The sequence below is a fragment of the Streptomyces sp. NPDC049915 genome (genome assembly GCF_040656475.1).
Taxonomy (GTDB): domain Bacteria; phylum Actinomycetota; class Actinomycetes; order Streptomycetales; family Streptomycetaceae; genus Streptomyces.
In genome coordinates, this window is record NZ_JBFAMH010000011.1 from 166,395 (window position 1) to 179,528 (window position 13,134).

Sequence of the window (13,134 nt, forward strand, 5' to 3'; positions counted from 1 at the left end):
CCCCGCTTTTTCCCCGACAGCTTCCAGGAGTAGCACCCTCATGCCCCCCACGCCCGAGAACACTCCCCACGAACACGTCTACGACTACGTCGTCATCGGCGGCGGCACCGCCGGCTCCGTCATCGCCTCCCGGCTGACCGAGAACCCCGACACCACCGTCGCCGTCATCGAGGGCGGCCCCAGCGACGTCGGCCGCGACGACGTCCTCACCCTGCGCCGCTGGATGGGCCTGCTCGGCGGCGAACTCGACTACGACTACCCGACGGTGGAGCAGCCCCGCGGCAACTCCCACATCCGGCACAGCCGCGCCCGCGTGCTCGGCGGCTGCTCCTCGCACAACACCCTCATCTCCTTCAAGCCGCTGCCCTCCGACTGGGACGAGTGGGAGGCGGCCGGCGCCAAGGGCTGGGGCGCGGTGCCGATGGAGGCGTACTACGCCCGGCTGCTGAACAACATCGTCTCCGTCGACGAGAAGGACCGCAACGCCATCGCCCGCGACTTCGTCGACGCGGCCCGCTCCGCGCTCGGGGTACCCCGCGTCGAGGGCTTCAACCGCAAGCCGTTCACCGAGGGCGTCGGCTTCTTCGACCTCGCCTACCACCCGGAGAACAACAAGCGTTCCTCGGCGTCGGTGGCGTATCTGCACCCGGTGATGGACTCCCGGCCCAACCTGACGATCCTGCTGGAGACGTGGGCCACCAAGCTGGAGATCACCGACGGCCGCGCCGAGGGCGTCCGTGTGCGCACCAAGGACGGCGAGGAGCTGCTGATCAGGGCCCGCACCGAGGTCGTGCTGTGTGCGGGCGCCGTCGACTCGCCGCGCCTGCTGCTGCACTCCGGCATCGGCCCCCGGGGCGACCTCGAGGCGCTCGGCATCCCGGTGGTGCAGGACCTGCCGGGTGTCGGCGAGAACCTGCTCGACCACCCCGAGTCGGTCATCGTCTGGGAGACCCACGGACCCATCCCGGAGAACTCGGCGATGGACTCCGACGCCGGTCTGTTCGTGCGCCGCGACCCCGAGCACGCGGGCCCCGACCTGATGTTCCACTTCTACCAGATCCCGTTCACCGACAACCCGGAGCGACTGGGCTACCGGCGGCCGGAGTTCGGAGTGTCGATGACGCCGAACATCCCCAAGCCGAAGTCGCGCGGCCGGCTGTACCTGACCAGCCCCGACCCGGCCGTCAAGCCCGCCCTGGACTTCCGCTACTTCACCGACGAGGACGACTACGACGCCCGCGCCCTCGTCGACGGCATCCGCATCGCCCGCGAGATCGCCCGGACCGAGCCGCTGGCCGGCTGGCTCAAGCGCGAGGTGTGCCCCGGCCCGGAGATCACCTCCGACGAGGAGCTGAGCGAGTACGCCCGCAAGGTCGCGCACACCGTCTACCACCCGGCCGGCACCTGCAAGATGGGCGCCGCCGACGACGAACTCGCCGTCGTCGACCCGGAGCTGAGGATCCGCGGCCTGGACGGCATCCGGATCGCCGACGCGTCCGTGTTCCCGACCATGACGGCCGTCAACCCGATGATCGGAGTGCTCATGGTCGGGGAGAAGGCCGCCGACCTGATCGGAGGTGAGGTGCGATGACCATGACCGTGCCCACTCGCAAGCCCCCCACCACCACCGACCCCGCAGCCCCCGTCTTCAGTGTCGACGGCCTGTGGAAGGTGTTCGGCCCCAAGGCCGACCGCATCCCGGGCGACCCGGAACTGGCCGCGCTGGACGCCGCCGAGCTGCGCGAGCGCACCGGCTGCACCGCCGCCGTCCGGGACGTCTCCTTCGACGTGCGCAAGGGCGAGGTCTTCGTCGTCATGGGCCTGTCCGGCTCCGGAAAGTCCACGCTGGTGCGCTGTCTGACCCGGCTCATCGAGCCCACCGCAGGGACCATCGCCATCGACGGCGAGGACGTGCGCGCCATGGACCGCTCCCGGCTGCGCGCACTGCGCCGGCACCGTGCCGCGATGGTCTTCCAGCACTTCGGCCTGCTCCCGCACCGCACGGTCCTCGACAACGTGGCGTACGGCCTGGAGATCCAGGGCCTCGGCCGGTCCGAGCGCCGCGAGAAGGCCGCCGAGATCGTCGCGAAGGTCGGCCTCGAGGGCATGGAGCAGCGCCGCCCCGGCCAGCTGTCCGGCGGCCAGCGCCAGCGCGTCGGTCTCGCCCGGGCCCTCGCGGTCGACCCCGAGGTCCTGCTGTTCGACGAGCCGTTCAGCGCGCTCGACCCGCTGATCCGGCGGGACATGCAGGAAGAGGTCGTCCGGCTGCACCGCGAGGAGGGCCGCACGATGGTCTTCATCACGCACGACCTCAGCGAGGCCCTCAAGCTCGGCGACCGCATCGCCCTGATGCGCGACGGCCGCGTCGTCCAGCTCGGCACGCCCGAGGAGATCGTCGCCACCCCGGCCGACGACTACGTCCGCGAGTTCGTCCGCGACGTGCCGCGCGAACAGGTCGTCACGGTCCGCAAGGCCATGCGGCCGGCGACGGCCGACGAGGCCGGCAGCGGCCCGGCGGTCCGCCCGGACGCCACGGTCTCGGAGGCGATCGAGGCGGTGGCCCGTGCGGGCGAGCCCGCCCGGGTCATGGACCACGGACGCTGCCTGGGCGTCGTGGACGCCGACGCCCTGCTCGGCGTGGTCGCCGGCGCCGCCGACACCGCCCCGGCCGCAGCCGCTGCTGCCCCGGACGCCACCGCCGCCCCGGCCGCCGGCACGGAGGGCGTCTGATGGCAACGGTCACCGCCACGCGCCCCCGCACCGCCCCCGCGCTGCTCACGCACCCCGCGGTCCGCAAGCTCGCCGTGCTCGCCGTGATCGCCGCGGTGCTGGTCCCGCCGGCGACCAGCCACTGGCCCGGCACCGCCTGGCCGAGCGCGCTCACCGTCGACCTCACCCAGCCGCTCACCAAGGTCAGCGACTGGATCATCGACCACCGCGACAGCCACCCGCTGTTCCTGTACTTCTTCGGCTACGTCAGCAACGCGGTCGTCATCTCCGTACGCGCCGTCTACCTGCTGCTCCTCGGCCTCGGCTGGGCCGGTGTCACCGCGCTCGGCGCGCTGGTGGCCTGGCGGGCCGCCGGGGCGCGGCTCGCACTCGGCACCGCGGTGGCGTTCCTCGCCTGCGGGCTGCTCGGCATGTGGGTGCCGACCATGCAGACGCTCGCCCTCATGGTCGTGGCCGTCGTCGCGTCCGTACTGGTCGGAGCGGTGCTGGGGCTGGCCGCCGGGCTGTCGGACCGGCTGGACCGGGCCCTGCGCCCGCTGCTGGACACCATGCAGGTGCTGCCCGCCTTCGCCTACCTGCTCCCCGTGGTCCTGGTCTTCGGCATCGGCGTCCCCGCGGCCGTCCTCGCGACCGTCGTCTACGCCGCCCCGCCCATGGCCCGGCTGACCGCGCTCGGTCTGCGCGGCGCCGACAAGGAGGTGCTGGAGGCCGTCGACTCGCTCGGCGCCACCGCCCGGCAGCGGCTGCTGACCGCGCGCATCCCGCTGGCCCGCAAGGAACTCCTGCTCGGCCTCAACCAGACGATCATGATGGCGCTGTCGATGGCCGTCATCGCGTCCGTGATCGGCGCCGGCGGTCTCGGTGACCGCGTCTACCAGGCGCTGGCCTCCGTCGACGTGGGCGCCGCCCTCGCCGCCGGCATCCCGATCGTGCTGCTCGCCGTCGTCCTGGACCGGGTGACCGGCGCGGCCGGCGCGGGCATGCCGCAGGTGCGGCGCTCCCTCGCCGCCGGCGCGCTCGCCGCCGTGGTCGCCGTCGCCCTCGCGGGCCGCTTCGCCGGCGGCCTGGAGTGGCCGTCGGGCTGGACCGTGGGCATCGCCGAGCCGGTCAACCGGGTCGTCGACTGGATGACCTCCCACCTGTACTCCGGCGTGCCCGTGATCGGCGGCACCGCCGAATGGGCCGCGCACTTCACCACCTGGGTGCTGGACCCCGTCCGCTCCACGCTGCTGTGGCTGCCGTGGTGGTCGGTGCTGCTGATCGTCGCCGCGCTCGCCTGGCTGATCGGCACCTGGCGCACCGCGCTCACCGCGACCCTCGCCATGGGCGTGATCGGTGCGCTCGGCGTGTGGAAGCCGTCCATGGACACGCTGTCGCAGGTGCTCGCGGCTGTCGCGGTCACCCTCGTCATCGGTTTCGCCACCGGTATCGCGGCCGCCCGCAGCGACCGCTTCGAGACGCTGCTGCGGCCGGTGCTGGACGTCTTCCAGACGATGCCGCAGTTCGTGTACCTGATCCCGGTCGTCGCCCTGTTCGGCGTGGGCCGCGCCCCGGCCGTCGCCGCCGCCGTCGTCTACGCGCTGCCCGCCGTCGTCCGCATCACCACGCAGGGCCTGCGCCAGGTCGACCCGGCCGCGCTGGAGTCGGCCCGCTCGCTCGGCGCGACCCCGGCCCAGCAGCTGCGCCAGGTCCAGCTGCCGCTCGCCCGGCCCGCGCTGCTGCTCGCGCTCAACCAGGGCGTGGTCCTCGTCCTCGCCGTCGTCATCATCGGCGGCCTGGTCGGCAGCGGCGCCCTCGGCTACAGCGTCGTCTTCGGTCTCGCGCAGGGCGACCTCGCCACCGGCCTGGTCGCCGGCCTCGCCATCGTCTGCCTCGGTCTGATGCTCGACAGGGTGACCCAGCCGACGGACCGCCGCGCGGGGAAGGGAGCCTGACATGCGACTTCGTACGACAGCCGCCGTCGCCGCGGCCGGCTCGCTGCTGCTGCTCACCGGCTGCGGCGCCGCCGACATGACCAAGCAGGCCTCGCCGTTCGCGAACGCCCGGGGCGCCAAGACGGTCACCCTGTCCGTGCAGTCCTGGGTGGGCGCGCAGTCCAACGTGGCCGTCGCCCAGTACCTGCTGGAGCACAAGCTCGGCTACCGCGTCGACACCGTCCAGGTCGACGAGGTACCCGCCTGGGACGCGCTCAGCCAGGGCCGCGTCGACGCGATCCTGGAGGACTGGGGCCACCCCGACCAGGAGAAGCGGTACGTCGACGACAAGCACACCATCGCCCGGGCCGGCGGACTCGGCGTCACCGGCCACATCGGCTGGTTCGTGCCGACGTACCTCGCCGAGCAGCACCCCGACATCACCGACTGGCACAACGTGAACAAGTACGCCTCGCTGTTCCGCACCGCCGAGAGCGGCGGCAAGGGCCAGCTGATGGACGGCTCCCCGTCGTACGTCACCAACGACAAGGCGCTGGTGACCAACCTGAAGCTGAACTACCAGGTCGTCTTCGCCGGTTCCGAGGCGGCGCAGATCACCCAGATGAAGCAGTTCGCCAAGGAGAAGAAGCCCTTCCTGACCTACTGGTACGCACCCCAGTGGCTGTTCAAGAGGGTGCCGATGACCGAGGTGAAGCTGCCGCCGTACAAGGAGGGCTGCGACGCGGACGCGGCGAAGGTCGCCTGCGCCTACCCGCACACCCCGCTGCAGAAGTACCTCAACGCGGACTTCGCGCACCGGGGCGGCAAGGCGGCGGCCTTCCTGAAGAAGTTCCGCTGGACGACCGAGGACCAGAACGAGGTCGCCCTGATGATCGCCGAGCAGAAGCTGTCGCCCGAGCAGGCGGCGAAGAAGTGGGTGGACAGCCACCCCTCCACGTGGAAGGCGTGGCTGTCCTGAACGACCGGAGCCCCTGAACGGCCGTAACTTCTGAACGGCTGGAGCTCCTGACGGCCTAGAGCTCTTCGGCGATCTCGCGCAGGGCCTGTGCCGCCCGCCGCTGGAGCCCCGGCCCGAAGGTGATCCGGGTGGCCCCGCGCTCGCCCAGTCCGGCGGGCGCGGGGCCCTCGCCCACCCGGGCGAGCGCGTTCAGCGGCCCCTCGATCCCGGCCCGCAGCAGCGGCAGTACGTCGACGGGAGCGAGGATCGGGTACACGCAGTCCGCGCCCGCCGCGACGTACAACGCGGCCCGCTCGACGGCCCGTTCCGGGTCGCCGTCGCCGTGGACGAAGGTGTCGATCCGGGCGTTGAGGACGAGCTGCTGCCCTGCGACGGCCCGCACCTCGGCGAGGAACTCGGCATGCTCGTGCGGGTCCTTGAGCCGGCCGCCCGTGGAGTCCTCCAGGTTGCAGCCCACGGCGCCCGTCTCCAGCAGCCGCTCCACCAGCTCCTTCGGCGCGAGTCCGTAGCCGTCCTCGATGTCCGCCGACACCGGGACGTCCACCGCCCGCACGATCCGGGCGACGGCCGCGAACATCTCGTCGGCCGGGGTCTCGCCGTCGGCGTACCCGAGAGCGGCGGCCACGCCGGCGCTCGGCGTGGCGAGCGCCGGAAAACCGGCCTCGGCGAAGACCCGGGCACTCGGGGCGTCCCACGGGCCCGGCAGCACGAGGGGGTCGCCCGGCGCGCGGTGGTGGTGCAGCGCGCGGAAGGTGTCGGCCTTGGTCACCATGCGGGGCCTTTCGGAGGGATGCGGCGGCTGACCATCAGCCGGTTCCAGCTGTTGATGACCGCGATCAGGCCGAGGAGATGGGCCAGTTCGCGCTCGTCGAAGTGTGCGGCGGCACCGTAGTACACCGCGTCCGGCACGAAACCTGCCCCCGACGCCGTACCGGAGGTTCCCCCGGTGAGGACGGTCACGGCTTCCGTCAGCTCCAGCGCCGCCCGCTCCCGGGCGCTGTACTGGTCGCCCGCCTCCCGCCAGGCATTCAGCAGCTGGATCCGCTCCTCCGGCTCGCCGCTCTTGCGGGCGATCGTAAGATGCATGTCCAGGCAGAACGCGCACTGGTTGAGCTGCGAGGCGCGGATCATGACCAGCTCGGCGAGAGCGGGGTCGCCCAGGCCCTGCTTGGCGGCGGCGCCCAGCCGCTGCATCGCCTCGCGCACCCCGGGGTCCAGCAGGGTCGTGCGCACCGTCACGCGTGCTGGCCCGGGGTGTAGTGGCCCGGGGTCATGCGGCAGGTCACGCCGAACCGGTTCCAGGCGTTGATCACCGTGATCGCGGCGATCAGCTGCGCGAGCTCCGCCTCCTCGAACTCCTTGGCGGCCCGCTCGTACACCTCGTCCGGCACGAAACCGTCGGTGAGGACGGTGACCGCCTCGGCCAGCTCCAGCGCCGCCAGCTCCTTGCCGGTGTAGAAGTGCCGGGACTCCTCCCACGCGCTGAGCTGCACGATCCGTTCCACGCTCTCGCCGGCCGCGAGCGCGTCCTTGGTGTGCATGTCGAGGCAGAACGCGCAGTGGTTGAGCTGCGAGACGCGGATCTTCACCAGCTCGGCCAGCTTCGGGTCGAGGCCCTTACGGGCGGCGACGTCCAGGCGGACCATCGCCTTGTACACCTCGGGCGCGTGCTGCGACCAGTTCAGGCGGGCCGGGGTCTCGGGGGCGTAAGCGATGTTCTCTGAGGTCATGCACTCGAGTCTAGGGGCGAAGCAGCCCAGGGGTATGGTCCATTCCCATGGCGAAACCTTGGGCCACTTTCGGGGTCGACCTGCATCTGGAACCGTCCGGTCCCGGTGTGCGCCGCGGCCTGACCGACGCGCTGCGCGAGGCCGTGCGGGGCGGACGGCTCGCGCCCGGCACCCGGCTGCCGTCCTCCCGCTCGCTCGCCGCCGACCTCGGCATCGCGCGCAACACCGTCGCCGACGCCTACGCCGACCTCGTCGCCGAGGGCTGGCTCACCGCCCGGCAGGGCTCGGGCACCCGGGTCGCCGAGCACGCCGCGGCGCCCCGTGCGCACGAGCACCCGGCACCCCGCCGCCGCGAGCCCGGCCGGCCCACGCACAGTCTCGTCCCCGGCGTGCCCGACCTCTCCTCCTTTCCGCGCGCCGAGTGGCTCAAGGCCGCCCGCCGCGCCCTGGCCGCGGCACCCCACGACGTCCTCGGCTACGGCGACCCGCGCGGCCGCATCGAGCTGCGCACCGCGCTCGCCGGCTACCTCGCCCGCGCCCGTGGGGTACGCGCCGACCCCGGCCGCATCGTCGTCTGCAACGGCTTCGGCGGCGGCCTGAAACTCCTCGCCGAGGTCCTGCACGGCCGCGGCCTGCGCAGCCTCGCCGTCGAGTCGTACGGCCTCGACGTGCACTGGGACCTGGTGCACCGCACCGGCCTGAGCACCGTCCCGCTGCCCCACGACGACGCCGGGCCCCGGATCGACGCCCTCGGCGACGCCGGCGCGGTGCTGCTGAACCCCACCCACCAGTTCCCGCTCGGCGGCGCCCTGCCACCCGAGCGCCGCGCCGCCGCCGTGGAGTGGGCGCGGCGCACCGGCGGACTGATCCTGGAGGACGACTACGACGGCGAGTTCCGCTACGACCGCCAGCCCGTCGGCGCGCTCCAGGACCTCGGCCCCGACCACGTCGTCTACCTCGGCACCGCCAGCAAGTCCCTCGCGCCCGGCCTCCGTCTGGGCTGGATGGTGCTCCCCGAGTCACTCCTGCCGGAGGTTCTCGGCCACGGCGGCACCCGCTCCGTCGGCGTCCTCGACCAGCTCACCCTGGCCGAGTTCATCACCTCCGGCGCCTACGACCGGCACATCCGCGCCGCCCGGCTGCGCTACCGGCGCCGCCGCGACGCCCTGGTCGCCGCGCTCGCCGCCCGCGCGCCGCAGGTCCGCGTCACCGGCATCGCGGCCGGGCTGCACGCCGTACTGAGGCTGCCGCCCGGCACCGAGCAGGCGGTGGTGCAGGCGGCGGCCTGGCAGGGCCTCGCCCTCACCGGCCTCGACTACTACCGCCACCCCGACACGACCACCGACCCCTTCGAGGCCCTGGTGGTCGGCTACGGCACCCCCTCCGACCACACCTGGCCCCACACCCTGGAGGCCTTGTGCCGCGTGATGCCCTGAACGGGCCATCCCGTCGTCGGGGAGGGGGCTTTGGGGTGCCCGCGCCGTCAGCCCCCGCCGGGCCGCCCGTGTCCCCGGCGTCCCCCGGAGGCGCCGTGGCTCACGCTCCCTCGGGCGCGGTTTCCGGGGCCTCTCCGAAGCGGGCCAGGGCGAGGGCTCCGGCCACCGCCACCGCGAAGCCGAGGACGGCCAGCCAGGCCAGGCCCTCGCGGGTGCGGTCGCCGAGCCAGACCACGCCGATGAGGGCCGGGCCCACCGTCTCGCCGATCACTATGCCGGCCGTGCTCGTCGTCACCGAACCGCGCTGCAGGGCCGACGTCAGCAGCAGGAACGCGGCGCCCCCGCCGAGCAGCAGGGCGTACGCCGCCGGGTTCCGCAGCAGGTCGTACGGGTCGAGGGAGTCGATCAGCCGGACCGTCACCTCCACCACGCCGAAGCCGAAACCCGCCCCGAGGCCCAGCAGCAGCGCCCGCGCCCGCCCGGTGAGCCGCCCGGCCGCCGCGCCCAGCAGCAGCACCCCGGCCGCCGTCACCAGCATCGCCCAGTCCAGCCACGCCGGTCCGCTGTCGTCGCCTTCCGTGCCCGAGGCCAGTCCCAGCATCGCCAGGCCCGCGCACACCACCGCCACCGCGGCCCACTCCACCCCGCTCAGCCGCGTCCGCAGCAGCCGCGCCGCGGCGACCGCCGTCACCGCCAGCGACGCGGCGAGGGCCGCGCCGACCGCGTAGATCGGAACCGAGCGCAGCGCGGCGATCTGCAGCAGGAAGCCGACCCCGTCCAGCGCGAGGCCCGCCAGATACCGCCACTGCCGCACCGCCCGCAGCAGCAGCGCCGCGTCCCCGCCGCGGCCCGGAGCGGCGGCCGCCCGCGCCGCGATCGCCTGCAACACCGTCGCCGTACCGAAGCAGACCGCCGCACCGAGCGCGCACAACATTCCGAAGAGCATTAAGCGACTCTAGGCGAGCGGCCGCGTGGGGGCTCCTGTACGTCCCCTCTCACCGGTCTCTAGGCTGACAGTCGAGAACGAGACATCCTCTCGACGGGGCAACAACCGCAATCACGGGGGAAAGACATGGCCGACGCACGGCGACAACTGCGCTCCGGCACGGTGGTCCTCGGCGGGATGGGACTGCTCGCCGCAGCCCTCACCGCCTGCTCCTCGGACCCGGACAAACGCTGCGTGGACCGCGACAGTTACAACGCCCTCAAGGGCTACAAGGTCGTCTCCGACAAGAACTGCAAGTCGGGTACGGGGACCGGCACCTGGTACTACGGCGGCAACAGGAACAGCGGCTGGATCGACGACGGCTCCTTCAGCAAGCCCCGCAAGGGCGGCGGCGGTTCGGGCGGCAGCGGCGGCAGCCACGGCTACGGCGTCGACCGCGGCGGCTTCGGCGGCGGCAAGGGCAGCGGCGGCGGCTGACCCATGGAACGCCGTACCGTCGCACCCCGGCCCGGCTGGCAGCAGACCGTGGAGGCGCAGGGCCTGATCTACCCGCTCACCCGCTACCCCGACGACTCCCTGCGCCCCTACTGGGACGAGAGCGCCTACTACGTCTTCTCCCTCGACGAGGTCGAGGCGCTGGAGGACACCGTCGAGGAACTGCACCGCATGTGCCTGGCCGCCGCCGGCCACATCGTGAGGGAAGGCCGCCTCGCCGACCTCGGCATCACCGACCCGCACGTCGCCGAAGCGGTCACCGATGCCTGGCAGCGCCGCGCCGAACTTCCCTCCGTCTACGGCCGGTTCGACCTGCGCTACGACGGCACCGGCCCCGCCAAGCTGCTGGAGTACAACGCCGACACGCCCACCTCCCTGGTGGAGGCCGCGTCCCCGCAGTGGTTCTGGATGCGGGACCGCTTCCCCGGCGCCGACCAGTGGAACTCCCTCCACGAACGCCTCGTCGCCGCCTGGCGCAGACAGGCCCAACTGCTGCCGCCGGGCAGCCCCCTGTACTTCGCGCACTCCGCCGCCGACGAACTCGGCGAGGACCTGATGACGGTCGCCTACCTCAAGGAGACCGCCGAGCAGGCCGGCCTGGACACCGACTGGATCTCCATGGAGGAGATCGGCTGGGACGCGCTGTCCGGCCGCTTCGTCGACAACCGGCTCCGCTTCATCCGCAGCTGCTTCAAGCTCTACCCCTGGGAGTGGCTCACCACCGACCGCTTCGCCGCCCATGTCCTCGGCACCCTCGACAACGGCGGCGGCACCGGCTCCACCCTGTGGATCGAGCCCGCGTGGAAGATGCTGCTGAGCAACAAGGCGCTGCTGGCGATCCTGTGGGAGCTGTACCCCGGCCACCCCAATCTGCTCCCGTCCTACCTCGACGGCCCGCGCGAACTGGCCGCAGGGCCCGGCTGGGTCGCCAAGCCGCTGCTCGGCCGCGAAGGTGACGGCGTCACGGTCCACGAACCGGGCACCGCACCCACCCTCCGCGACGAACCCTGCTGCTACCAGCAGCTCGCTCCGCTGCCCGCCTTCGACGGTAACCACGTCGTCCTCGGCGCCTGGGTCGTCGAGGACGAGGCGGCCGGCCTCGGCATCCGCGAGTCCTCCGGCCTGATCACCGACGAGTACGCCCGCTTCCTGCCACACGTGATCCTCTAGCCGGCCCGCATGGTGGACGGCCCCGCAGCGCGCTCCGACGCGCCGGGTAGGCTGACAGCGGGCCGTGACTGGCGCGCTGGGATGGGATGGACCATCGGGGAGCGGCCCGGAATGACACAGTGCCGTGCGCCTGGGCCGTACCGTGAACGCTGAACGCCGATCCGGAGGTCCCTATGCCAGCCGAGCCTGTGTCCACCGAGTCCACCGCCTACCGCGCCGCCCTCGACGTCATCCGCGCCGTCGAACCGCGGGTCGCCGACGCCATCCGTCAGGAGGTCGCCGACCAGCGCGAGATGCTCAAGCTGATCGCCTCGGAGAACTACGCGTCCCCGGCCACCCTGCTGGCGATGGGCAACTGGTTCAGCGACAAGTACGCCGAGGGCACCGTCGGCCGCCGCTTCTACGCCGGCTGCCGCAACGTCGACACCGTCGAGTCCCTCGCCGCCGAGCACGCCCGCGAACTGTTCGGCGCCCGGCACGCCTACGTCCAGCCGCACTCCGGCATCGACGCCAACCTGGTCGCCTTCTGGGCCGTCCTCGCCGACCGCGTCGAGGCGCCGTTCCTCCAGAAGACCGGTGTCCGCCAGATCAACGACCTCAGCGACGCCGACTGGGCCGAGCTGCGCCAGGCCTTCGGCAACCAGCGGATGCTCGGCATGTCCCTGGACGCCGGCGGCCACCTCACCCACGGCTTCCGCCCGAACATCTCTGGAAAGATGTTCGATCAGCGCTCCTACGGCACCGACCCGGCCACCGGCCTCATCGACTACGAGGCCTTGCGAGCCCAGGCCCGCGAGTTCAAGCCGCTGATCATCGTCGCCGGCTACTCCGCGTACCCCCGTCTGGTGAACTTCCGGATCATGCGGGAGATCGCCGACGAGGTCGGCGCGACCCTCATGGTCGACATGGCGCACTTCGCCGGCCTGGTCGCGGGCAAGGTCCTCACCGGAGACTTCGACCCGGTCCCGCACGCGCAGATCGTCACCACCACCACGCACAAGTCGCTGCGCGGCCCGCGCGGCGGCATGGTCCTGTGCGACGACTCGCTCAAGGACCAGGTCGACCGCGGCTGCCCGATGGTCCTCGGCGGCCCCCTCCCGCACGTCATGGCCGCCAAGGCCGTCGCCCTCGCCGAGGCCCGGCAGCCCGCGTTCCAGGGCTACGCCCAGCGGATCGTCGACAACTCCCGCGCGCTCGCCGAGGGCCTGATGCGCCGCGGCGCCACCCTGGTCACCGGCGGCACGGACAACCACCTCAACCTGATCGACGTCGCCGGCTCCTACGGCCTCACCGGCCGCCAGGCCGAGCAGGCCCTGCTCGACTGCGGCATCGTCACCAACCGCAACGCGATCCCGGCCGACCCCAATGGCGCCTGGTACACCTCCGGCATCCGTATCGGCACCCCGGCGCTGACCACCCGGGGCCTGGGCACCGCGGAGATGGACGAGGTCGCCGGCCTGATCGACCGTGTCCTGACGGCGGCCGAGCCCGGCACCACCAAGTCCGGCGCCCCCTCCAAGGCGGCCCACGTCCTGGACGAGAAGATCTCCGACGAGATCTCCCGCCGCGCCACGGACCTCGTGGCCGGCTTCCCGCTGTACCCGGAGATCGACCTGGGCTGACCCACCCTGGGAGCTCACGGATCGATCAGCTCCTGACGAGGCTCGTCCCGCGGCGGCCCGGCACTGCGCCGGGGGCCCCCCCCCCCGATAAACAACCCCCCCCCCGCCCCCCC

The 13,134-nt window shown here is 72.7% G+C and carries 12 protein-coding genes and 1 riboswitch; of the genes, 8 read left to right on the plus strand and 4 right to left on the minus strand.

Annotated elements, in window-relative coordinates; genetic code table 11:
• Window positions 1-40: 40 nt before the first annotated feature.
• Genes AB0J12_RS21080 through AB0J12_RS21095 form a run of 4 tightly spaced genes read left to right on the plus strand, consistent with a single transcriptional unit; the run spans window position 41 to window position 5,622 of the window.
• Window positions 41-1,591, plus strand: coding sequence for a GMC oxidoreductase (locus tag AB0J12_RS21080; protein ID WP_363265843.1), 1,551 nt, complete (start codon window positions 41-43; stop codon window positions 1,589-1,591).
• A complete protein-coding gene (locus tag AB0J12_RS21085; RefSeq protein WP_363265844.1) occupies window positions 1,588-2,730 on the plus strand; it encodes a betaine/proline/choline family ABC transporter ATP-binding protein in 1,143 nt (380 codons plus the stop codon). Before AB0J12_RS21080 ends, AB0J12_RS21085 begins: the two co-directional genes overlap by 4 nt.
• Window positions 2,730-4,664, plus strand: coding sequence for an ABC transporter permease subunit (locus AB0J12_RS21090; protein WP_363265846.1), 1,935 nt, complete (start codon window positions 2,730-2,732; stop codon window positions 4,662-4,664). The genes AB0J12_RS21085 and AB0J12_RS21090 overlap by 1 nt, the downstream gene beginning before the upstream one ends.
• 1 nt (window position 4,665) lies before the next feature.
• Window positions 4,666-5,622, plus strand: coding sequence for an ABC transporter substrate-binding protein (locus AB0J12_RS21095; RefSeq protein ID WP_363265847.1), 957 nt, complete (start codon window positions 4,666-4,668; stop codon window positions 5,620-5,622).
• Window positions 5,623-5,677: 55 nt separating this feature from the next.
• On the opposite strand, the gene AB0J12_RS21100 is transcribed toward AB0J12_RS21095, so the two are convergent.
• Genes AB0J12_RS21100 through AB0J12_RS21110 form a run of 3 tightly spaced genes read right to left on the minus strand, consistent with a single transcriptional unit; the run spans window position 5,678 to window position 7,352 of the window.
• Window positions 5,678-6,391, minus strand: coding sequence for an isocitrate lyase/phosphoenolpyruvate mutase family protein (locus tag AB0J12_RS21100; protein ID WP_363265924.1), 714 nt, complete (start codon window positions 6,389-6,391; stop codon window positions 5,678-5,680).
• Window positions 6,388-6,861, minus strand: a complete 474-nt coding sequence (locus AB0J12_RS21105) for a carboxymuconolactone decarboxylase family protein (RefSeq protein WP_363265848.1) — start codon at window positions 6,859-6,861, stop codon at window positions 6,388-6,390. Before AB0J12_RS21105 ends, AB0J12_RS21100 begins: the two co-directional genes overlap by 4 nt.
• A complete protein-coding gene (locus AB0J12_RS21110; RefSeq protein WP_363265849.1) occupies window positions 6,858-7,352 on the minus strand; it encodes a carboxymuconolactone decarboxylase family protein in 495 nt (164 codons plus the stop codon). The genes AB0J12_RS21105 and AB0J12_RS21110 overlap by 4 nt, the downstream gene beginning before the upstream one ends.
• A 47-nt stretch (window positions 7,353-7,399) precedes the next feature.
• Here AB0J12_RS21110 and AB0J12_RS21115 point away from each other — a divergent pair, with 47 nt between their 5' ends.
• A complete protein-coding gene (locus tag AB0J12_RS21115; protein ID WP_363265850.1) occupies window positions 7,400-8,788 on the plus strand; it encodes a PLP-dependent aminotransferase family protein in 1,389 nt (462 codons plus the stop codon).
• A 100-nt stretch (window positions 8,789-8,888) separates the two neighbouring features.
• Here the strand turns inward: AB0J12_RS21115 and AB0J12_RS21120 are convergent, their stop codons facing one another.
• Window positions 8,889-9,722 (minus strand): DMT family transporter, encoded by an 834-nt coding sequence (locus AB0J12_RS21120; protein ID WP_363265925.1) that lies wholly within the window; start codon window positions 9,720-9,722, stop codon window positions 8,889-8,891.
• A gap of 138 nt (window positions 9,723-9,860) precedes the next feature.
• On the opposite strand from AB0J12_RS21120, the gene AB0J12_RS21125 reads away from it, so the two are divergent.
• From AB0J12_RS21125 to AB0J12_RS21135, 3 genes are all read left to right on the plus strand, one after another.
• Complete coding sequence (locus tag AB0J12_RS21125; RefSeq protein WP_363265851.1) at window positions 9,861-10,211, plus strand: hypothetical protein; 351 nt, start codon at window positions 9,861-9,863, stop codon at window positions 10,209-10,211.
• Between the two features lie 3 nt (window positions 10,212-10,214).
• Window positions 10,215-11,399, plus strand: a complete 1,185-nt coding sequence (locus AB0J12_RS21130; RefSeq protein WP_363265852.1) for a glutathionylspermidine synthase family protein — start codon at window positions 10,215-10,217, stop codon at window positions 11,397-11,399.
• A 54-nt stretch (window positions 11,400-11,453) separates the two neighbouring features.
• Window positions 11,454-11,542: riboswitch (ZMP/ZTP riboswitch) on the plus strand.
• A gap of 30 nt (window positions 11,543-11,572) precedes the next feature.
• Window positions 11,573-13,021: a glycine hydroxymethyltransferase gene (locus AB0J12_RS21135; protein WP_363265853.1), complete on the plus strand. Its 1,449-nt coding sequence runs from the start codon at window positions 11,573-11,575 to the stop codon at window positions 13,019-13,021.
• Window positions 13,022-13,134: the final 113 nt, after the last annotated feature.